The organism is Thermogladius sp. (assembly GCF_049970955.1).
Taxonomy (GTDB): domain Archaea; phylum Thermoproteota; class Thermoprotei_A; order Sulfolobales; family Desulfurococcaceae; genus Thermogladius.
Window position 1 is genome coordinate 1 of sequence record NZ_JBMFLY010000016.1, and the last position, 22,079, is coordinate 22,079.

A 22,079-nucleotide genomic window follows, 5' to 3' on the forward strand; every position below is an offset into this window, starting at 1 on the left:
CCTGGCTCCCACCCTACGCGTTTACAGGTTAGAGTCCCTTTGGATGTTCACTAAGATTGAGTATAGACGCGTACATGTTTTTTACTCCGATAAAGTAAACTATTAAAACCCTACTCTGCGTATCACAGAGTAGAGCCGCTCTAACCGGTGGAGTCTATGAGTCTGCCAAAAGAACAGAGGTTCGTTGTCTGGTTAGATGAGGTAAGGAAAGAAGATACTCTGTTAGTGGGAGGCAAAAACGCGAACTTGGGCGAGATGATCGCTGCGGGCATACCTGTGCCGCCCGGCTTCGCCGTCACATCGTACGCCTTCAAGTACTTCCTCGACAAGACGGGCCTAGCCGAGAAGATCTACTCGATGTTGAACAAGCTGGATGTCAACAACACGAAGGAGCTGGAGGAGACGACCGCCAAGATAAGGCAGATGATCCTAGAGCAGCCCATGCCGCCGGAGATTGAGGAGGAGATAAAGAAGTACTACAGGGAGCTAGCCAAGAGGCTCAACATGGAGCCGTCCAAGCTTAGGGTCGCTGTGAGGAGCAGCGCTACGGCAGAGGACATGCCCGAGGCCAGCTTCGCGGGCCAGCAGGACACCTACCTGAACGTGTACGGCGAGGACAACGTGGTCTACTACGTGAAGAGGTGCTGGGCCAGCCTATTCACGGCTAGGGCCACCTTCTACCGTGTAGCCCAGGGTATACCCCACGAGAAGGCGCTGATGAGCGTCACTGTCCAGAAGATGGTCAACAGCAGGTCTGCTGGTGTCATGTTCACTCTACACCCCGTGACGGGCGACGAGAACGTCATCGTAATCGAGGGGAGCTGGGGCCTGGGCGAGTCGGTGGTCGGAGGCAAGGTCACCCCCGACGAGTTCGTGGTCGACAAGGCCTCTCTCAAGATCGTAGAGTCCAGGATCAACAACAAGAACTTCGCGATCACCTTCGACCCTAGCAAGGGCAAGAACATCGACATAAGGTGGGACGAGAGCAAGAAGGCCTGGGTTCACGAGGGTAGCGTCGTCGACGTCCCGCTAGCCAAGGTGGCCCAGCCAGACAAGAGCGCTCTCACAGAGGAGGAGGTCAAGAGGCTGGCCGAGCTGGCGCTACTCATACAGAAGCACTACGGCAGGCACATGGACATAGAGTGGGCAATCGACATGGACTTGAAGTTCCCCGAGAGCGTGTTCATTGTCCAGGCGAGGCCCGAGACTGTTTGGAGCGTCAAGAAGGCCAAGGAGGCCGAGAAGAAGGTGGGCGCGGTGGAGGCCAAGAAGACCGTGAGGCTGGCCGAGGCCAAGATACTCGCGAAGGGGCTGCCGGCGAGCCCCGGCGTCGGCGCAGGCGTGGCTAAGGTGATATTCGACCCGAAGAGCAAGGAGGCCATGGAGTTCAAGCAGGGCGAGATCCTCGTCACCAGGATGACCGACCCCGACTGGGTACCACTAATGAAGAAGGCCGCCGCCATCGTGACCGACGAGGGTGGTATGACAAGCCACGCCGCCATCGTGAGTAGGGAGCTGGGCATCCCCGCAGTGGTCGGCACTGGCAACGCTACCAAGGTGATCCAGTCCGGTCAGGAGGTAACGGTCGACGGCGCTAGGGGCGTCATATACGAGGGCATAGTGGAGGAGCTTGTCAAGCCCAAGGCAGCCGCGCCAGAGCAGCCGGTGGCCGGCGCAGTTGTCGCGGCCGTGGGCATAAGCCCGGAGCAGCTCCTGCCGCTATACCCGGTAACGGCCACGAAGATATACATGAACCTGGGAGAGCCCGACGCGATCGACAAGTACAAGGACCTGCCGTTCGACGGCATTGGGCTGATGAGGATAGAGTTCATCTTCACGGACTGGATAGGCTACCACCCAATGTACCTAATAGAGACGAAGCAGGAGGACTTCTTCATCAACAAGCTGGCCGCAGGTATCGCCAAGGTAGCCCAGGCGGTATACCCGAGGCCGGTGGTCGTCAGGTTCAGCGACTTCAGGACGAACGAGTTCAGGGGCTTGAAGGGAGGCGAGAAGTTCGAGCCGGACGAGAGGAACCCGATGATCGGCTGGAGAGGCGTCAGCAGGTACATCCACCCGAAGTACGAGGCCGGCTTCAGGCTGGAGGTCAGGGCCATCAGGAAAGTCAGGGAAGAGATGGGCCTCACCAACGTCTGGGTCATGTTCCCGTTCGTCAGGACCCTGTGGGAGATACAGAGGGTCGTCAAGATACTGGAGGAGGAGGGTCTCAAGAGGAGCAAGGACTTCAAGGTCTGGGCCATGGCGGAAGTGCCTAGTGTGGCGTTACTCGCGGACAAGTTCGCCGAGTACGTGGACGGCTTCAGCATCGGTAGCAACGACCTGACACAGCTAGTCCTAGGCGCCGACAGGGACAGCCAGATACTCGCCGAGATGGGCTACTTCGACGAGAGAGACCCGGCGGTTCTCGAGGCAATAAGGATGCTGATCGAGAAGGCACACAGCAAGGGTGCCACCGTCAGCATCTGCGGGCAGGCCCCAAGCGTGTACCCGGAGTTCACGGAGTACCTGGTGAGGCTGGGTATCGACAGCATTAGCGTCAACCCCGACGCAGTCGTATCGACCAGGAGGCTCGTCGCCAGCATCGAGAGAAAGATCATGCTCGAGAAGCTCGACGCCATCCTTAAGAAGATGAACCTCTAACCCCTTTAGGCAAACCAAGGTTTTTTATTCATACCCTCTATTCTTCTACATGGTGTATATATGCCTAAGAGAGTCGTGATTATTGGTGCGTCTGGTAGAGACTTCCACAACTTCAACGTGTACTTCAGGGACAACCCCGAGTACCGCGTAGTGGCGTTCCTCCAGACGCAGATAAAGGGGCTGAAGACGAGGGTCTACCCTCCAGAGCTCGCCGGGAAGCTGTACCCGAACGGGATACCCGTTCTCGGGATAGGGTACTTAGAGGAGCTCGCCAAGAACCCCGGCTTCGAAGAGGCGGTTTTATCATACAGCGACCTGACGTTCCAAGAGCTCGGCGAGGTGGTCTCAAAAGTCCTCAAGACGGGGGCTAGCTTCAGGATTCTCGGTTTCAAAGACACGATGCTGGAGAGCATCAAGCCCGTTATAGCTGTGACGGGTGTGAAGACGGGTGTAGGGAAGAGCAGCGTCTCGCGCGAGGTCGCGTTAGAGCTCAAGTCCAGGGGTTTAAGGGTCGGTGTTGTAAGGCACCCTATGCCGTACAGCGAGGTCTTCTACCCAGTCCAAAAGTTCGAGACGTTCGACGACCTCGGCAAGTACTTGATCACCGTGGAGGAGAGGGAGGAGTACGAGCACTACCTGAAACTCGGCTTCACGGTCTACGCCGGCGTAGACTACGGCATGATCCTGAGAGAGGTCGAGAAGAGCAGCGACGTCATCCTGTGGGACGGGGGGAACAACGACTTCCCGTTCTACAAGCCGGACCTGTACATCACGGTAGCCGACGCTATGAGGCCGGGTATTGAGACCTCGGCTTTCCCGGGCATGGTGAACCTCCTTGCCTGCGACAACGTGATCGTTAACAAGGCCGACCAGGCGACCAGGCAGGTGCTGGACAGCCTCGTGGAGAGGATCAAGGCCTTGAACCCGAGGGCCGAGGTGAGCATAGCAGTCAGCGACGTGTACATAGAGGAGGGCGAGCCGAAGGGGGTTAGGAGGGTCGTCGTCGTCGAGGACGCCCCCACCGTGACGCACGGCGGCGCCAGCTACGGCGCCGGCTACGTGGCGGCTAAGAAGTACGGGCTCGAGGTCGTCGACCCACGCCCCTACGCGAAGGGCTCCCTGAAGGCGGTGTACGAGGAGTTCAGAAGTATAGGGCCCGTAGTACCCAGTATGGGGTACAACCCTGATCAGTTGAGGGACCTAGAGGAAACCCTCAACTCCGTACCGGCTGACGCCGTCTTACTCGCCACACCCAGCGACCTCACCAAGCTTATAAGGCTGAACAAGCCGGCTCTACACGTGTCCTTCAGGGTACGCGTGGTAGAGGGCCCTACTTTCAAGGACATAGTGGACAAGTTCCTGGAGAGGGCCGCTAAAAAATCTACTTTCTAGCCTCTATTTTCTAATCCTGGCCCTCCTGAGGTACAGGTAGGCTAGGGCGAGCACGAACAACAGGACTACGACCGCCGTCACAACGCCCCGAGCCACGGTTTCCTCGGGGGTTCCTGTCAATACCTGCGTTGCCGTGGTCGTGGTTGTCGTAGTAACGGTAGCGGTCGGAGACGGCGCCGTCGTGGTCGTGGTGGTCGTGGCCGTTGTAGTGGTCGTAGTAATAGTGGTGGTAGTAGTCGTAGTGGTCCGCGTGGTGGTCGTCGTTGTTCTCACAGTAGTCGTGGTCTGCGTGGGCTGTACAACCAGGGGTGGCGAGACCGCGGTAACACCCGACAGGTTTAAGGCGGAGAGGTCTGCTACCCCTTCTCTGACCTCTACCACGACAGCCTCGTAGGGCCTGTCGAGGCTCTGCACGTAGACGTAGGCGTTGGTCAGGTTAGTCCTGATCGCCTTGCTCGACTCGTCGTACGTGGCGTAGGACACCGAGTTGGCCGGAGCGAAGCCGACGAGGTAGAGGACTCTGCTGCCGGCCGTCCAGACCAGCCTGACAGGCACTTCCCTGTAGTTCCCGTAGACGTCCAGCTTGGTGTTGTTCACAATGAAGCTGGTCGTGTCGGCTACTCTAACTGTAACGTTGCCCGAGCCTGGCCCCGCCTTCAGCGGTATGTAGCTGTACTCCCCGGTCGGGTAGAGTACTAGGACGACGTAGTTGTAGGTCGACGAGCAAAATGTGGCGTTGGCCGACGAGCAGCTGTAGAGTGGCGCACCCCCACCGCCCGTCACGACCCAGAGTGTGCTGGGCGTCGCGTTCTCGGCGTAGCCGTGCCAGTGGCTCTGCAGGACTATTCTCGGCGGGACGGGGAGGGAGGATATGAAGTTCAGTATCGCGCTGGCCTTGTCTGGCTCCTCGTCCTGCATGTTGTGGCCGACGTAGGGGTAGATAGGCCTGTGGTAGGCTAGGATTAGCGACCTGTTGCCAAGACCGCTCAGCGTCGCGTTGAGCCCGTAATAGAGGTCGCTGAGAGACCCCTCAACGTTGAGCGAGGCGATCCTCCACCCGGGTATGCCGTCGAAGACGACGGTCGTGTTCCCCACGTACGCCGCGTAGTAGCTCCAGGAGTCGGGGCCGTAGGCCACGTCGTGGTTGCCAATGACCGGTATGAAGTTGTCGATTCTCGCCTGCGACAACAGGTTGTAGAACGCCTTGTACTGGTCGAGAGTACCGAAGGACACGAAGTCGCCTCCACCGATCACCGCCTGGGGGTATATCCCGCTGATTTCGTTCAGTATGTCCACGAAGACGTTTGGGTACACCAGCGAGTAGGGGCCCGAGGTAGACGAGGGTCTATTGTCGCCCCACACGACCAGCACGTAGTAGGGTAGGTTCTGCGGGAGAGGTCTAGAAGTGGCCTGCTGGAGGGGCTGCACACCCTCGGCGTGTACGCCCATGGCAGTGGTCAACGTCAGGAGCAACAATAATGCGGCTACCCCAGGCCTCAACTACACGTCACCGATATTAGCTTGACTAGGCGAGCTTTAAAACCTGTTTTCCGATTAGCAAGCAGTGTAATGGTGGATAGGTAGTGAGTATAAGGCTTGCCGGCGAGACTGTCGCTGTGCCGGACCTGACGGCGATCGTCCAGGGGATAGTCTCTAAGCTGGTGGAGGAGGGGCGGCTCAGGGGCAGAGTTGTGGTCAGGAAGGAGATAATTGCCTACCTCGAGCAGGCCGCTCTGAGGGACCAGGCAGTAGGGTACGCGGGGCTGGAGGAGCTGAAGAGGCTAAGAGAGCTCAGCGCGAGGGGGCTCATAAGGCTGGAGTACGCGGGCGACGAGTCGGCGTACAGGGCGAGGGACCTCGACGAGAGCGCCCTTAACATGGTTGTGAGAGACTACGCCATGCAGGTCGGGGGCTTAGTCGTGACCGGGAGCAGGGTCGCGAAAATGGTCGCCGAGGCGATGGGCGTCGACGCCCTCTTATACGAGCCCGAGAACCGGGCCCGCCTATCCTTCGAGAGGTTCTTCGACGAGAACACGATGAGCGTCCACATAAAGGAGAACACCCATCCCGTGGCCAAGAAGGGCAGGCCGGGCGACTGGAGCTACGTCAGGCTCTCCGACGGCGTCTTGACGAGGAAGGAGATAGAGCAGATGGTCAACGAGATCGTCGAAGAGGCGAGGAGGAGGGAGGACAGCTTCATAGAGATCGACAGGCCGGGCTCTTCCATAATACAGCTCGGCCTGTACAGGATAGTCGTAACGAGGCCGCCGATGAGCGACGGGTGGGAGTTGACCATAGTGCGCCCCCTCAAGAAGCTTAGGCTCGAGGACTACAACCTGCCGGCCAAGCTGATAAGCAGGCTTAACGAGAGGGCTGAGGGCATACTAATAGCGGGGGCGCCAGGTATGGGGAAGACGACCTTCGCGCAGGCGCTTGCCGAGTACTACTACAGGAGGGGCAAGATCGTGAAGACGATCGAGAGCCCTAGGGACATGGTACTTCCGGAGGAGGTCACCCAGTACAGCAAGACGTACGCCGACGCGAGGGAGCTGCACGACATACTCCTCCTCTCCAGGCCGGACTACACGGTCTTCGACGAGATGAGAACAGACGAGGACTTCAAGCTGTACGCGGACCTGCGGCTGGCGGGCATCGGGATGATAGGCGTCGTCCACGCGACCAGCCCCATAGACGCTATCCAGAGGTTCATTGGGAGAGTCGAGCTGGGCATGATACCCTCCCTAATCGACACTGTGATCTTCATAAAGAACGGGCTCGTCGATAAGGTCTACGACGTCAGGATGACGGTCAAGTTGCCCACGGGGTTAAAGGAGGCGGAGCTCTCAAGGCCCGTAGTAGAGGTCAGGGACTTCATGACCGACGAGCTGGAGTACGAGATATACACTTTCGGCGAGCAGACGGTGGTCGTCCCCGTCAAGAAGCTAAAGTTCGGCAGGCAGGAGGGCCACAGGCTGTACGCCCAGCTCGAGAAGCTCTTCCCAGGGGCTAGACTCGAGGAGGTAGAGGACGGGGTTGTCATATCGATACCCAGAGACTCGGCCAACAAGTACGTAAAGTCCATGAGGAAGCTCAGGAAGCTCATGGAGAAGTACAAGGTAAACATAAGAGTCAAGCTCGAGTAGCCCTAGCTCTTCAGGAACTCGCGTAGAGGCCTGACCCCTAGCGCCATGGCCACCAGGTTGTCTATCCTCAGAAAGCTACCCTCCCGCAAGTTGCCGAGTGAGAGCTTGTAATTGCCCCCGGGCGTCTCCACCAGCTCCTTCACGGGTACGAACATCCACTCCCCTCTCCCCACGATCTTGACCGCTATGAATGCGGCCCCTCCCGACCTCCTGACAAACTCTAAGAGTTTTTGGACTTGGTCTCTTTGAATGTACAGAGTCTTATCCTCTGTTCTAGTGGTTTTGACCTCGAAGGCAAAGACTTGGCCGTTCATGATAGCGACCACGTCGGGGTACACCACCCTCTTGGCTTTCGAGCCGCTTGCCGGGGCTCTCATGACAGCGAACCCTCTCTCCCAGAGCCTCCTGGCCAGGTCTCTCTCGTGCGCGAAGCCCCTCTTCCTGTTAGACAAACTCCTACCCACGCTCGTTAAGTTTATTTGATTTGGCTACGAGAGTATAAAAATGCCGTATTGGTGAACCTCATGGGCAAAAAAGTCGTTCTCACAACCGTAGTCCTCGCACTAGTGTTAACATTAATAGCCGCGCCGCTGCGGGCGGCTCCAGCAAGCGAGGCCCCGGTACTACCCGGCGTGGTCTACAAGCCCTGGGTCTCGCCGGCAGCAAACGTGTCGATGAACAAACCGGCTGTAGCGTTCCCTGGCGACACGGTCTACATCAAGCTGAAGGACGAGTACGCGGGGGCAAGTATCACGGGCGGATACATCTGGACCGTGAAGCTCGTGGGCAGCGCCCTAAAGCTGTTCAACTACACTATAGCAGCCACATCGAGTGGCGGCGTCGTGTCTGTGAAAGTGCCTAACGAGGCCGAGGGCGGCGTCTACGACATCGTTTTGACGGGTGGGCAGACGCTCTACCTGCCTAGAAGCCTGTGGGTCATCAAGACTCTGGGCGACGTCCTCAGGATAGTCCACATCTCGGACCAGCACTACGGTGCCGGGCAGCCCAACATAATAACAGGCGACATGAACAGGTTCTCAAGCTACCTCGTCACGGGCCTGCTCTCCCCCGACCTAGTCATAGACACGGGAGACGTAGCCGACACCGCCTCAGCCCCACAGTACGAGCAGGCCGTGGGCTTCGAGTACGCCTTCCTATACAGCTTCCCGATATTCGGCAACCCGGGCAACCACGACATGCCGAACGACCAGTACTACAAGTACCTCGGCGACACCCAGTGGTATAGGGTCATCGGCGGGAAGGTGCTCATCGTAGCGGTTAACACGAGGGAAGAGGGCTACCTGAACTGGGACCAGCTGGTCTTCCTAGAGAGCACCCTAAAGCAGTTCTCGAACGTGCCCATCAAGATACTCTTGATGCACCACCCGATGTTCTACTACCAGGGGGAGCTGATAACGAGTAGCGACGACCAACAGACGTTGAGACCCTACGTGTCCGGCGGGCCGTGGACGCCCGTCAGTAGCTACTGGAGCGGAAACATGACGAGCTTCTTCTACACGCTGAGGCTCATAGAGGACTACAACGTCACCTACGTCCTCGCCGGCCACGTCCACAGGGACTTGTTCGTCAAGTACGTCAGTACCCGGACTAACACCACGACGTACTTCCTGACAATAACCACCAGCGGTATGGGCTCAGCCATCTACGACGGCATAGACTACTACGGGCTGGACACGAAGACGGGAGACCTCCAGTTCCTGGCTAAGCCGCCAACGTTCATCGGTTTCAGTAACATCACGGGCGACCTGGCAAAGAAGTACAAGCCCAACCTCGCCATGAACTCGCTACCCATCGGAATATACCCGCCTAGGAACAACTACGGAGTCGAGAACCAGTCCTTCGTGCCAGCTGTACTCCTGCAGACACCCCACGCCTACATTGTGAAGGCCTACAACAACCTCAGCTACCTCAACTTGTCCGGGGTGGTGGTCTGGTCCCTCCCGTGGGCTGGGGACTTTGTCTTCAAGCTACTGAACGCGACGGGCGGCGCGAGCGTCCAGGTTGTCGACAAGTTGCTGGTGGGAGACAGGCTGTTCGTGGCCCTGAACATAAGCCTCCCGTACGGCTCGGGCCTCGAGTTCGCCCTGGCTAACATGGCCGACGAGGAGCCCCCCCAGGTCGGTGTAAAGCTCACAGTCCCGAAGGTGCCAACGCTGGGCAGGCAGCTAATGGTCTACCTCGACCTGACGGACAAGGGCTGGGGCCCGAAGAACATAACGGTGACCTACACGTACGACGGCAAGACCGTCACCCTACAGCCCACCCTCAATAGCCCCGGCACCCTGGCTTACAGCTTCGACACCTACACGTACCTGCTCACACTCCCATCACCCAGCGGCGAGCAGCCAACCAGAGCCTACTTGAACGTTACCGGCTACGACAACGCTGGTAATAGGGTCGACGCCGCGTTCGTGATATACTTCTACCCACAGGGCCAGACACCCACAACTACACCCATCGTGCCCATTACCACTACTACGACCACCACGACTACTACGACTACTACAACGACCACCACTACTACGACCACGACGACAACCACCACGACCACCACTACTACTCCCCCACCAACTCAGGCGACGGGCCCAGGGGCACCCCCGTCTGTAACCGTGCTGACCCTTGTCGCGGTCGCTGCGATCATAGTAGTGGTGGTAGCGCTCCTTCTACTGCGTGGTAAAAAATAGAAGGCAGAATACACGAAAACATTTTTTATCTAGACCCCCTTCTACTATTTTTAAGAGGGGTGTAAACGGTTGAACAAAGGACCACTCCTACTAATGGCTATCGTGTTCTCCCTCTTCATCGCCCTAACTGTACTAGCCCCAGCCCTCTCTAGCGCGCAGACCACGAGGACCGTCACTGTAATGGTCGACCTGGCCCACGGCGAGAGCGACAAGTACCTGAACTACATCATGGGTAACATCACCTTCGTGAAGTGGATAGTGAACAAGGACCCGTTAACCCCGGACAAGTTGGCCGACGTCGACATCCTCCTGATAGGGCAGCCCACGGTCGCCTTCAGCGCCGACGAGATAAACGCGATCATAGACTGGCTTAGCAAGGGCAACAAGGCCCTATGGGTAGGCGGCGACAGCGACTACGGCAACGGCTACCAGACGATCCAGATAGTCAACAACCTGATGGCGGCCATCGGGTCTAAGCTCAGGCTGGAGCAGGGCGCTGTCTACAGCAACTACAACGGGACCTACTCCTACGGCGGTAGCGACTGGCCTGTAATCGCGAAGGCCTACTACAGGATGCTGGCCTTCGTGGAGCCGGACAACAGGCCGGACCTGTACACGCAGATACTGTCCGCCGGTATATCCAAGCCGATACTGATGCACGGGCCCACCTGCGTCATATGGGTTGACTCCAGCGGGAAATACCACGACCCGGTCACAGACATCACATCCGACCTGATAAGGCTGGTCTACTTCCACTACGCTCGCATTGGAGTAAACTACGCCAACTGGGCGCCACTGGTCTACGACCCGGTGAAGTACTCTAAAGACGAGAACACGTTCGTGGGCTACATGGCGGAGTACTGGGGCGACAAGAACGTCATAATAGTGCTGTCCGGCGAGTCGATATACGGCGACTACGAGCCTGCCTGGGCCTCCAGCTACTACGGCGTATCACTGGACGGCCCCAGGTGGGTGACGAACTTCATCACCTGGCTGGCCACGATAGTCACGTCTAGGGTGACCACGACCGTGACCTATACCGAGACTTTCACGACCACGGCTACCACGACCGTCACGTCGACCACGACCTTCACCACCACGTACACGACCACGTCGACAACGACCACGGTAGACTGGACAACCACGGGAGTTGTAGCCGGAGTCCTTGTACTGATCATAATAATCGAGGGAGTGCTGCTAGCTAGGAGACCCGGGAAGAAGTAGGCTTCGAACCCTTTTTTAAGCTTTTTTAGCCTCGTCCACCCCATTATTAACCTGGCCGGGTGACCTAGTTGCGTAGTATAAAGATCGCCGGTCTCCTACTGTTCTTGACAATAGTGCTAATGGTTTACACGCCTCCGGCGAAGGCCGAGTGGCCGTGGGGCTCCGCCAGCGAGCCCTTCCCGTGGCTCAACTACTTGAAGAGCCTCCCCCACAGTGAAGGAGTCACTCTTCACGTTTTAACGAGGCACGAGCAGACTATTCAGAGCGCTGCCAGGGTGGCGTTCCTCAACAGCCCTGTCGCCAAGGCCCTCGGCATAAGCGACGTGGTGTTCTTGTACGTTGGTAGCGCACAGTGGCCGAAATACATACAGAGCGGCGAGATCGACGTGGCATGGGGCGGCGGCCCCACACTATTCAACTGGCTAGACCAGCAGGGCCTCCTCCAGCCGCTGGACAACAAGACGCACCCGGAGTTCAACGCCGTCCTCTACGAGCTCTCTAAGATACCCCCCACCTACGCCGGCGCCCAGTCCTACTTAGTCGGCAGCGACGGGTTTGTCCACTGGATAGGGGCAAGCCTGAGCTCGTTCGGCATCACGATCAACAGGAAGGTCCTCGCCCAGTACAACGTCCCCGCTCCACAGGTATGGTCTGACCTCGGCGACCCGGTCTACGCCAAGTACCTGCCCGCGAAGCCCCTCATAGGCACAGCCGACCCCACCGCCAGCACCAGCAATACCAGGATGTTCGAGATCATACTGCAAGTATACGGGTGGGAGAAGGGCTGGAGGGCGCTGACAACCATGGCGGCTAACGCCATAATCTACGGCGGCTCCAGCGACGTGAGGGACGCGGTGATCAGGGGGGACATCGCTGCGGGCACGACGATCGACTTCTACGGTTACACGGCGATGCAGCAGAACCCGGACTGCCAGTACATCATTCCGCCGAACCAGAGCATTGTGAACTACGACCCGATAGCGATAGTGAAGAACGCACCGCACAAGGTCCAGGCCGCCGCATTTGTCGCGTGGGTTCTGAGCGAGTACGGCGGGCAGCAGTTGTGGCTTGACCCGAACATAAACAGGCTCCCAGCCAACCCACGCGTCTTCGACACGCCCCAGGGCGCCCAGAGGCCCGACTTGAAGAAGGCCTACGAGGCTGCCGCTCAAGCCGGCTCTATAGAGTTCAACGAGACCCTCAGCTCGATGTGGGTCTACTCGGTGATTTACTACTTCAAGGCCACGCTGGTGAACGCGCACGACCAGCTACAGTCGACGTGGGCGGCAGTAGCCCAGGCCTACCTGAACGGGAGGATAACCAAGGACCAGTTCGACAAGCTGGTCGACGACCTAGTCTCCTTCTTCCCGTTCAAAGACCCGTTGACGGGTCAGTACACGACATTCACACTCGACTACGCGCTGAAGATCAACGGCTACCTGGCCAACAACACGCAGGTCTACCAGACGCTCATGAGTGAGTGGACTAGCGGCGCGACTACCAAGTATCAGTGGGTGTACCAGGAGCTACAAGCCATACTAGCAGGGCAGACACCACCTCCACCGCCGTGGTCGGGCATCACTACCCAGACTACAACAACTACGACCACGACGACTACAACCTATACTACGACCACGCAGATGGCCACCACGACCACTACTACGACAACTACCACAGCACCGCCAGCGACCACTCCAGCCCAGGCCCCGCAGTCCAACGTGGCTACGGTAGTGAGTGTAGCCGTTGTCGCCCTACTGGTAATACTACTGGTCGTCTACTTCATGCGCAGGAAGTGATCTCGAACACCCAATTAACCTTTTTAATCCCCCCTCCCTATTCTAAATAGACCTTACAAGACAGAGGTGTATATATAGTAAGGGGGATTAAGTTGCCGGCGGTCACTACGCGTGACTTGCTCGTAGTAGGCGTAGTCCTCGCAGCCATATACTACACAGTGTTCGCTCTCATAGGGGTCAGCGTTGTTGTCACCGAGATATTGTGGCTGGTAGGCATAGCAGTGGGGTTGGCGTCTCTGAGGTTGGGCTTCGACTACGATAGGGTCAGGTTCAGCTCCACGCTCAGCTTCGCAGCGATCGTGGCGTTCATCTACGTCTTTATAATCGCGCTCACAGACCTGGAAGGCCCCCCAATGGCGGTAGCGCTGGTCTTCCTGCCGTTCCTGTCTGCTACAGCGGCCTCGGCCGTTATAGGCTTCGTCAAAAGAGAGGCGCCCCCGGCAGCCGAGGTCGCTAAACCTGGCTTCGAGAGGAGGCTCAGGGCCCTCCTCTTCGAGTTAGACCCGATCATCTGGGTTTTCCTAGTGGTCAGCGTGGCCTACCTCACCGTGTTCCTGATACTGCCGCTGGCATACATGCTCAGGTACTCCTTCGTGTCGGAGGCCGGCTGGCTAGGGAACTTCGTCTCGATATTCAGGGACCCCAGCCAGGGCTTCGTGAGGCCCTACCTGCTCCCGGGCGATACCCAGCCCTACCAGCTCATCCCCATGGGTAACACGACGCTGATCAACTTCTACTTCATGAACTACGGGTACGGGACGGTCTTGAACAGCCTCATAATCGCCACAATAGTCACCGTTTTCGCGACGGTTCTAGGCGTACTAGTCGCCTTCGTGATAGCGAGGTTCAACTTCCCTGGCAAAGACCTGCTGAGGATCATCGCGATCATACCGCTGTTCGTGACGCCCTTCGTTAACGCCTACGCGATCAAGCTGCTCTTCAGCGACTCGGGCCCGATCTCCCAGTTGGTCTACCTCCTGACGGGGGGTAAGTACAAGTTGATGATCTCTGGCATGGCGGGTGTCATCATAACGCAGGTTATAACGTTCTACCCCATCGTCTACCTGAACACTTACGCTAGCCTGATAAACATAGACCCCTCTATGGAGGAGCAGGCCGAGAACCTCGGCTCCAAGGGGCTGAGGCTCTTCCTGGACGTCACGATGCCGCTGGCTCTCCCGGGCATTGCTGCTGGCGCCATACTAGTGTACATATTCAGCCTAGAGGACCTGGGCGCTCCGATAATATGGAGGTTCGATAAAGTGATGAGCTATTACATTTTCAGCAACTTCCTCACCGAGCAGGCGATCATATCGCCGACCGCGGCCGCGGTGGGGGTTGTCATGCTGTTCTTCGCGATAATGGGCTTCCTCGCCATAAGGAACTACGTGAGTATGAGGTCGTATGCGATGATCAGCAGGGGCGGTAGGCTCGTCTCGAGGGCTAGGAAGCCGGGTCTCCTGGCGAGCCTCGCCATCTACCTGGGAGTGTTCCCCCTGGTCATATTCACTTCGCTGCCGCAGATCTCCGTAATATTGCTCGCGATGAAGGTGCTCCAGCCCTTCGGCTGGACGTTCGTCCTCTACTCTAACCCGGCCACTTACCTAGAGTCGTTCAGGATGATCGCGGCAGACCCCCAGGTGTTCAACGGGATACTCAACACGCTGAAGTACGCTGCTACGTCTGTGGCGATAGGCGTTATACTCGCTATAATGGTCGGCTACAGCGTGAGCAGGGTCAACATAAGGTGGTTGACGAACCTCCTCGACTCCGTGGCTACGATGCCCATCGCTATACCGGGCCTCGTGATAGCGCTGGGGTACTGGTTCTTCTTCAGAGACCTAGCCGAGGTCACCGGGCTGTCGATACTCAACCCCCTAGACATACGGGCCTTCCAGCTCTGGCTCGTCCTAATAATATCGTTCAGCGTCAGGAGGCTCCCCTACGTTGTGAGGTCGGTCTACGCGGGGTTCCAGCAGGTGCACAAGAACTTGGAGGAGGCCGCTTTGAACTTGGGGGCTAGCAGGACAAGAGTGATATTCGGCGTCGTCTTCCCGTTCATACTCTCGTACGTCCTGAGCGGCGCTCTACTCGGGTTTGTCTACATGGCGACAGAGGTCACGACGAGCATTACACTGGGCGGGTTGAAACAGGACCAGGCGCCGGTGACCTTCTGGCTGTACATGTACACGTTGAAGGCCACGGCGACAGGGATACAGGAGGCGGCCGCTATCGGTAGCCTCCTCATCCTCATCCAGTTGATAGCGGTTATGATTATAATCTTGGTGTTCAAACAGAGATATGCATTCATAGGGGTGTAAGGATGAGCCTGGAGCTCCACCCTGTCAGCGTCACGCTCGACGACGTAAGCAAGTACTTCGGGAGCGTCGTCGCGGTGGACCACGTCTCCCTAAAGATCGACAAGGGCGAGTTCTTTACGATACTAGGCCCCAGCGGCTGCGGTAAGTCGACGACCCTCAGGATAATCGCGGGCTTCGAGGTCCCCGACAGCGGGAGGGTCTTCTTCGACGACGAGGACGTCACGTTCAAGAAGCCCTACGAGAGGGAGACGGCTATGGTGTTCCAGAACTACGCGCTGTGGCCGCACATGACCGTGTTCGACAACGTCGCCTACGGCCTGAGAGTCAAGAAGAAGAGGTTTAACCTTAGCGAGGACGACATAAGGAGGCTGGTTAAACAGGCGCTGGAGCTCGTCAGGCTCGAGGGGATGGAGAAGAGGTACCCGCTACAATTGAGCGGAGGGCAGCAGCAGAGGGTGGCCCTCGCCAGGGCGTTAGTGGTGAGCCCAAGGATCCTCCTCCTCGACGAGCCCCTCAGCAACCTGGACGCCAAGCTCAGGATCGAGATGAGGGAGGAGCTGAAGAGGATACAGAGGAGCTTGAAGATAACCACGGTCTACGTGACGCACGACCAGGTGGAGGCGTTGAGTATGAGCGACAGGATCGCAGTCATGAACAGCGGCAGGATAATGCAGGTCGGCCGACCCGACGAGGTCTACTTCAGGCCTAAAAACCTGTTCGTAGCCGAGTTCCTGGGGAGGAGCAACATCTTCGAGGGCGATGTCGTAGGGGAGAAAGGGGACTACGTCCTGGTGAGAGTAGCAGAGCTCGACGCGGACATCCCGGCAACACCAGTCGAGAAGGGCCTGAAAGGCAGGGTCGCCGTGGTTATAAGGCCGGAGGTTATCGTCGTCGGGCCCCCCAGGAGCGACACGGACGTTGTCTTCAAGGGCGTCGTGGACTTCAAGATGTTCGTCGGCGACAAGCTTGAGGCGAGAGTGAAGGTGGGCAAGGTCACGCTCCTGGCGTACTTGCCAAACTACTTCGACGTCTCGGTGGGGTCTGCTGTCGAGCTCGGGGTCTCTGCCAGGAACATAATCGCGATACCGTACAAGTAGCAGACGGCCGGCCCGCAGCAGCCGAAACGCAGGGGGAGGCTTTTTACTTTGAGGATCCTAGCCATAGGCGACACCCATATACCCGATAGGGCAACCCGAGTCCCGCCCCTGCTGCTCGACCTCATAAACCGGGGGTCTTGGGACACAGTAGTCTTCACCGGCGACTTGACGGGCAGGGAGGTGCTCGACTGGGTCAAGAGGCTATCGGTGAGCGTCTACGTTGTAAGAGGCAACATGGACTACCTACCCCTCCCCAAGACGGCCGTCTTCGAAGCCGGCCCGTTTAAAATGGGCGTACACCACGGCGACCGGGTGTACCCGAGAGGCGATATCAGGCAGTTGACTGAGATAGCGGTGCGGCTGGGGGTATCGGTGCTCTTCTCCGGCCACACTCACTCGCCTTTCGTGGAGGTCGACACCACCGGCAGGTACCTCCACATAAACCCCGGCTCTCTTACGGGCGTTTGGGGAGGAGGGGACGCCTCCATGATCCCCAGCATGGCTGACGTCGAAGTCCTGGGCCGGGTTATCCGAGTCAGGCTCTACGAGCTGAAAGAGGGGGATGTCCGCGAGACTTCGAAGTGCTTCTCCTACGAAAGTGGGGTTTTCAGGTACTGCTAGACCTCAAAGCGTCTATGAAGGCCCTGCTCAAGGGGTAGGGGAGCATTAGTGAGGACACGAGCTTGACGAGGTAGGTCCCGGCGGAGCTCGCTATCTCTACGCGGTTGTCCGACCTCTGTAAATAGGAGCGGAGGAACACCGACATCTGTTCCCTGAAGCCGGCCAGGGCGAAGACGTTTCTTTCCAGCGTTGCGAACAGGTACGAGGTGAGGAACACCAGTAAGTCCCATATCATCGCTTGGGGTCTCGCTGGGCTGACCGCTTGCTCGCAGTCAATGACGTACCACTTGTCCTTTCCCTCGCTGTAGACGAGGTTGTCCAGCTTCGTGTCGCCTAGCGAGTAGCCGTAGTTGTGCGTCTCGCTGAACACCTCCCCGAGCCTGTCAAGCTGTCTCCTCACTACCTCTACGTCGTTTGTCCCCTCGACGAACTCCCTGGCGATCAGGGCGTCCCTGTAGTCGACAAGGATCACCCTGGGTGTCGAGAAGCCCCTCAGCTCCTTAAACGCCTTCACCTCCCGTTCCAGCCTGTTCAGGGGCTTTACCTCGAAGGGGTATACCTGGAGGGGGATCGTCGATGCCTTTATGAAAGCCCACTTCAGGATCCCAGGCTCCCGCCCGTACTCTTTCACCACGACTTTAAAGTCGCCGAGTTCGACGACCTTGACCTGGAGGTGCACCTCACGTAGAGAGTCTACTATGTTCCTCAAGCCGTGACTCCTACAGTAGACTACTCCTGTAGCAACCTATAATAAGGAGGGTAGGGTGCCCAGGGGAGTCACCCTTGCTCATCCCGCCCCGAGTCTGCGGGGGTGTGGCAAGGGCCGGTTCAATATTACATATCTGTGGACGGCTTCTTAAACGCTTCTGTGAAAACTATTTGTTGTGGAAAACCTGATCTTACTTAAACTCTTTATCTGTTCTATTTAAGCTCATGTCCTGGACACCTCTATGGCTCCAGACTAAATTCTTAATTACTATGGCGTCTCATCATGGCGATTGCAACTACTGAGGGGACAAGATGGCAATAACTGTCGTCGAGCCGCAGAAGTCCACTGTCGATCACAACGTTATAACCCTGGACATAAAGCAGAGGAAGAAGGTGATCTCGCTCAGAGTAGACGAGAGCGCGATAGCGGCTATTGACAGGTACCTGACGGCCAACGGCCTCCCCTCGCGGACGGCTGTTCTGAGTAGGCTTGTCGAGGCTTTCGCGAACGGTGTTAACGGGGAGAGAGGTAGGCTCAGGGAGATAAAGCTCGTACTACTCTTCAACTCTGTAGGCGATAGAGAGAAGAGCGAGAGGCAGGTCATAATAAGGCTCGCGTAGCTAGAGCTTCCCGGTTTTGACTTTTTCGACGATGAACCTCACTATGTCGGCGGGCATGCTTATCTGGTGTGCCAGTTGCTCTATGTTGACGTCCGGCCCATACCTCGCTATAGCCTCCTTAACCGCGGTAACCGCCTCGATGTAGACGACTTTACGCCCCTCCCTGACCTTGGCCACAATACCCATCCTGTTCAGCTCCGACAGGTACTTGGACTCGATGGTCCTAGGCCTGTTAGTTCTCTGCGAGACGACGTCGGCCGTCACTTTCTTCAGGTCGAGAACGGTCTTCAGGGTCTTCATTAGTGTTGGCCTTATCGTTATCTTCCTGTTCATGAGAAACCTTATGTCGTAAATAGAGCAATACTCTTCACTTGACAACCTAACACCCCATTGTGAAAACTCAATCCTCTACGATTTTCTTTAAATTAAGACCTTTATAAATATTTTGAATCAAGCCATGCTAGGTATGAGGATTTTCGGAAACGATCTCTCGATGACGTAAAGTGTTTTAACGCCCAGGCCCGAATAAGATAGCTACGCTCGGGGTGGTTGCTTTGGGCTTCGTGATCCTCCACGGTGGGGCGGGCACGTGGCGCGAGAGTAAAGTGAAGTCGAAGGCGGTGGAGGCGATTGGCCGTTGCGCGAAACTGGGGCGGGAGGTCTTAGAGAGGACCGATGACGCGCTGGCGTCCGTAGTCGAGGCCGTCAAGTGCATGGAGGACTCTGGGTACTTGAACGCGGGGGTAGGCAGCGTCCTCGACTTGCTGGGCGAGCGAAGTCTAGACGCCGGGTTGATGACCAGCACGGGCCTCGTGGGTGCCGTGGCTGCGGTTAGGCGCGTCAAGAACCCGATACTGCTCGCCAGGTTTATAGCCGAGAACACCCCTCACGTTCTGCTGGCAGGTGAGCGGGCCGACGAACTGGGCCTCCTCCTCGGGCTTGAGCCCCTGCCGCCTCCCCCTCCACACGTATTCGAGAGGTACAGGGAGTCGCTGGCGAGGCTCCTGGGAAAGTCGGTTGGGGACGCCTACTACCTCAAGATCTACGCCTTGCTCGACGCCTTGAAGAATCTGAAAAAGTCGCTGTCGGAGTCTTTGCTTCTCGGGGACACTGTAGGGGCGGTCGCGGTGGACGGCAGGGGCGTCCTAGCCGCGGCCACCAGCACCGGCGGCGTTTCCCTGAAACTCCCCGGGAGGGTGGGGGACTCCCCCATTCCTGGAGCTGGCTTCTACAGTGGAAAGTACACTGCGTGCAGTGCCACCGGGTACGGGGAGGTGATCATAAGAGAGATGCCCTGCCGCAGGCTGGAAGAGCTTGTGGGGAGCGGGCTCGGCCTGAACGAGGCGGCCGAGGTAGTAATAAGAGAGGCGACAAGCAGGCACGGAGCCGGGAACATGGGGTTTATAGCGGTCGACAGGGAGGGTAGGTTCGTGGTCAAGTACAACACTGAGGCAATCCTGGTCGCCTACGTAGACGCCGACGGGAGACTTGTCGTGGTGGACAGGCCGTAGCGCCTTTTTCAACCCCGAGTTTTGATAGAAAGCTTTTAGGAAGATGCGTATTGCGTAACACCTTCAAGAGCTCAGAGGAGGCGCTGGCGTACAGGTCCGCGTTGAGGAGGCGGGTCTGGAGCGCGCTGGAAGAGGCTGGTGTAGCCGCTTTCCCCAGGCCTGTCTACGGCAGGATACCGAACTTCGTCGGCGCAGAGCAGGCGGCGTCGAGACTTGTGCGAGTACTGCTCGATGCGGGGGTTAGCGCGGTCTTTGTGAACCCCGACGCCCCCCAAGCACCTGTGAGGAGGATGCTGCTCGAGGAGGGCGTTAAGGTCTACGTGTCGACTCCTAGGATATCAAGGGGTTTCGTCCTCCTCGACCCGTCCTCGATACCCAGGGGGAGAGCCCGCGAGGCCTCCACGATCAGCGGCCTTTTCAAGTACGGGAGGGCCGCCGACCCGAGAGACATGCCTAGGATCGACGCCTTTGTAGCAGGCTCGGTCGTCGTGGACCACGGTGGCGGCCGGCTAGGTAAGGGGGAAGGGTACAGCGAGCTGGAGTACGCTATACTCGCCCACTTCAAGCTGGTCGACGAGGGCACCATAGTTGCGACGACTGTTCACGACCTCCAAGTAGTCGAGAGCCCGATCCCCTTAATGCCCTGGGACCTCACAGTCGACATCATATCAACACCTACACGGCTCATAAGGGTCGGCGGGCCGAGACAGAGGCCCACGAGGATCGACTGTGGCTTGATACCGAGGGGGAAAATCCTAGAGATACCAATACTTAGAGAGCTGTGTGGGCAGGCTTAAATAGCTACTCTGCCGATAGTCCCTGGCGTGGTCTGGAATGCCTGCTAGGCCGTACAGGCTGCTCTACCCGCTCAGAACCTACCTCATCACCTCTGGCTCCTACCCGGAGGAGTACAACGTCATGACGGCCGACTGGGTAACAGTCGTGTCGTCCCAGCCGTTCTACGTAGCAGTGTCGATCGCCCCGGAAAGGTACACCTACAGGCTGGTGAAAAAGCACGGGGAGTTCGTAGTCGCGGTTCCGGGCTGGGACTTGCTGAGAGAGGTGTGGCTCGCTGGAAGCCTAAGTGGTCCCGCCAAGCTCCGCGAGTTGAGGCTGACCTTCGAGAGGGGGAGGCGCGTGAAGGCCCCGGTGATCCGCGAGGCGGTAGCAAACCTTGAGTGCAGGGTGCTGGAGTCTAAGCTCTACGGCGACCACGAGCTGTTCATCGGGGAGGTCGTCTACACTCACCACAGCCCTCGGGCGTACGACGACTTCACACCCCGCCCCGACCTCAAGGTCATCCTACACTTGTCGGGCAACATGTTCCTCTCGAACGAGACGGTCGTCACGTCGGTCTAGGGGAAGGACGAGTTGAGCGAGGAGGGCAAACCCCGGGGGGTGGAGAGGAAGGTTCTCTTAAACCCCTTCGTAGCCTACGGCTTGATCAAGGGGTTCCTCTCGGCGAGGAAGCTCTGTAAGGTGCTAGCGGAGCAGGGTCTAGAGTTCGAGAGCACTGGTGAATGCGTCAAGCGGCTGAGGAGGCTCTCCAATAGGCTTGGGGGGCTCAAGGGCTTTGACGAGAGGCTAGTCGCCCGCATCCTTGAGGAGTCCAGCCTCGAACTCAAGACGGACCTAGCCGTCTTGAGCGTCGGCCTGGGGGCCTACCCTGAAGTCCTGAAGCTTGTCTCTGAGATAAGGGGTAGGGCGAGGTTCCTCTCCGTCATTCAGAGCGTGTCGTCTATCACGATCGTGATCGACAGGGAGCACGCGGGGCGCTTTACAGAGAGACTGGGAGCACATGTCCTCTACGCGGCGAACAACGTGTCAGCCGTGATAATGGTGAGCCCAGACGAGGTCATTAACACCCCCGGCTTCACATCAGTTGTCACGTCCCTCCTCTCTCTCCACGGGATTAACATCCTCCAGTTGTTGTCCTGCCATAGGGACACGATAATGATCATGAGCGAGGAGGAGAGTAGGAAGGCTTTTCAGCTACTATCGGAGCTATCAAGATAGGAGGCGATAGCGAAGCCGTGCTGGGGTGGTCGGTTGGTCAATAGAGTACTGGTATCGGCACTGACGATCGTTTCCGGGGTGTTTTACGGTGCCGAGGCCTTTTCGCTATACGTCGGCCTATCCTACGTACTAGACTTACTCGCGTTCATGAAACCGCTTATGCCCTACTTCGAGGGTCTCAGGCTCGTGTTCACCAGCTTCAACCTCCTGTTGTCGTTGCTGTCTTTGATCGTAGGGGTGCTGGTGTTGAAAATACGCGAGGA

19 protein-coding genes are annotated in these 22,079 nt (G+C 57.9%); 15 read left to right on the forward strand and 4 right to left on the reverse strand.

All coding sequences use genetic code 11. From position 1 onward, the window contains the following. Positions 1-156 precede the first annotated feature (156 nt). Positions 157-2,661 (forward strand): phosphoenolpyruvate synthase, encoded by a 2,505-nt coding sequence (ppsA, locus tag ACP5VX_RS03545; protein ID WP_428724521.1) that lies wholly within the window; start codon positions 157-159, stop codon positions 2,659-2,661. A gap of 60 nt (positions 2,662-2,721) precedes the next feature. Then, positions 2,722-4,053 carry a cyclic 2,3-diphosphoglycerate synthase gene (locus ACP5VX_RS03550; protein WP_428724522.1) on the forward strand — a complete coding sequence of 444 codons (1,332 nt, stop codon included), beginning with the start codon at positions 2,722-2,724 and terminating at the stop codon, positions 4,051-4,053. A 3-nt stretch (positions 4,054-4,056) separates the two neighbouring features. Here ACP5VX_RS03550 and ACP5VX_RS03555 read toward each other — a convergent pair whose 3' ends face one another. Then, the gene (locus tag ACP5VX_RS03555) at positions 4,057-5,553 is read right to left on the reverse strand and encodes a metallophosphoesterase family protein (RefSeq protein ID WP_428724523.1); all 1,497 of its coding nucleotides are present in this window, start codon (positions 5,551-5,553) and stop codon (positions 4,057-4,059) included. Between the two features lie 83 nt (positions 5,554-5,636). Between ACP5VX_RS03555 and ACP5VX_RS03560 the strand changes: the two genes are divergently transcribed. After that, positions 5,637-7,196 carry a PINc/VapC family ATPase gene (locus ACP5VX_RS03560; RefSeq protein WP_428724524.1) on the forward strand — a complete coding sequence of 520 codons (1,560 nt, stop codon included), beginning with the start codon at positions 5,637-5,639 and terminating at the stop codon, positions 7,194-7,196. Between the two features lie 2 nt (positions 7,197-7,198). Here ACP5VX_RS03560 and hjc read toward each other — a convergent pair whose 3' ends face one another. After that, complete coding sequence (gene hjc, locus ACP5VX_RS03565; protein WP_428724525.1) at positions 7,199-7,648, reverse strand: Holliday junction resolvase Hjc; 450 nt, start codon at positions 7,646-7,648, stop codon at positions 7,199-7,201. A 72-nt stretch (positions 7,649-7,720) separates the two neighbouring features. Between hjc and ACP5VX_RS03570 the strand changes: the two genes are divergently transcribed. From ACP5VX_RS03570 to ACP5VX_RS03595, 6 genes are all read left to right on the forward strand, one after another. Then, complete coding sequence (locus tag ACP5VX_RS03570) at positions 7,721-9,901, forward strand: metallophosphoesterase family protein (protein ID WP_428724526.1); 2,181 nt, start codon at positions 7,721-7,723, stop codon at positions 9,899-9,901. Between the two features lie 69 nt (positions 9,902-9,970). Then, complete coding sequence (locus ACP5VX_RS03575; RefSeq protein WP_428724527.1) at positions 9,971-11,125, forward strand: hypothetical protein; 1,155 nt, start codon at positions 9,971-9,973, stop codon at positions 11,123-11,125. A gap of 68 nt (positions 11,126-11,193) precedes the next feature. Then, a complete protein-coding gene (locus ACP5VX_RS03580) occupies positions 11,194-12,921 on the forward strand; it encodes an ABC transporter substrate-binding protein (RefSeq protein ID WP_428724528.1) in 1,728 nt (575 codons plus the stop codon). 92 nt (positions 12,922-13,013) lie between these two features. Further along, a complete protein-coding gene (locus ACP5VX_RS03585; RefSeq protein WP_428724529.1) occupies positions 13,014-15,242 on the forward strand; it encodes an ABC transporter permease in 2,229 nt (742 codons plus the stop codon). A gap of 2 nt (positions 15,243-15,244) precedes the next feature. Beyond that, entirely contained in the window at positions 15,245-16,339 is a 1,095-nt protein-coding gene (locus tag ACP5VX_RS03590) for an ABC transporter ATP-binding protein (RefSeq protein ID WP_428724530.1), read from the forward strand. Between the two features lie 48 nt (positions 16,340-16,387). Continuing rightward, positions 16,388-16,960, forward strand: coding sequence for a YfcE family phosphodiesterase (locus tag ACP5VX_RS03595; RefSeq protein WP_428724531.1), 573 nt, complete (start codon positions 16,388-16,390; stop codon positions 16,958-16,960). On the opposite strand, the gene ACP5VX_RS03600 is transcribed toward ACP5VX_RS03595, so the two are convergent. Then, positions 16,947-17,669 carry a hypothetical protein gene (locus ACP5VX_RS03600; protein ID WP_428724532.1) on the reverse strand — a complete coding sequence of 241 codons (723 nt, stop codon included), beginning with the start codon at positions 17,667-17,669 and terminating at the stop codon, positions 16,947-16,949. The genes ACP5VX_RS03595 and ACP5VX_RS03600 overlap by 14 nt on opposite strands. A gap of 311 nt (positions 17,670-17,980) precedes the next feature. Between ACP5VX_RS03600 and ACP5VX_RS03605 the strand changes: the two genes are divergently transcribed. Beyond that, positions 17,981-18,289 (forward strand): hypothetical protein, encoded by a 309-nt coding sequence (locus ACP5VX_RS03605; RefSeq protein ID WP_428724533.1) that lies wholly within the window; start codon positions 17,981-17,983, stop codon positions 18,287-18,289. Here the strand turns inward: ACP5VX_RS03605 and ACP5VX_RS03610 are convergent, their stop codons facing one another. Continuing rightward, on the reverse strand, positions 18,290-18,667 hold the full coding sequence (locus tag ACP5VX_RS03610; RefSeq protein ID WP_428724534.1) for a transcriptional regulator: 378 nt from the start codon (positions 18,665-18,667) through the stop codon (positions 18,290-18,292). Between the two features lie 185 nt (positions 18,668-18,852). Between ACP5VX_RS03610 and ACP5VX_RS03615 the strand changes: the two genes are divergently transcribed. The 5 genes from ACP5VX_RS03615 to ACP5VX_RS03635 all read left to right on the forward strand — a co-directional run. Further along, positions 18,853-19,800 carry an isoaspartyl peptidase/L-asparaginase gene (locus ACP5VX_RS03615; protein ID WP_428724539.1) on the forward strand — a complete coding sequence of 316 codons (948 nt, stop codon included), beginning with the start codon at positions 18,853-18,855 and terminating at the stop codon, positions 19,798-19,800. A gap of 50 nt (positions 19,801-19,850) precedes the next feature. Beyond that, positions 19,851-20,597, forward strand: a complete 747-nt coding sequence (locus ACP5VX_RS03620) for a 5-formyltetrahydrofolate cyclo-ligase (RefSeq protein ID WP_428724535.1) — start codon at positions 19,851-19,853, stop codon at positions 20,595-20,597. Between the two features lie 37 nt (positions 20,598-20,634). Then, positions 20,635-21,159, forward strand: a complete 525-nt coding sequence (locus tag ACP5VX_RS03625; protein ID WP_428724536.1) for a flavin reductase family protein — start codon at positions 20,635-20,637, stop codon at positions 21,157-21,159. A 12-nt stretch (positions 21,160-21,171) separates the two neighbouring features. Continuing rightward, positions 21,172-21,816, forward strand: a complete 645-nt coding sequence (locus tag ACP5VX_RS03630; RefSeq protein WP_428724537.1) for an ACT domain-containing protein — start codon at positions 21,172-21,174, stop codon at positions 21,814-21,816. Positions 21,817-21,849: 33 nt separating this feature from the next. Continuing rightward, a partial coding sequence (locus ACP5VX_RS03635; RefSeq protein WP_428724538.1) for a hypothetical protein occupies positions 21,850-22,079 on the forward strand: 230 nt, incomplete at its 3' end.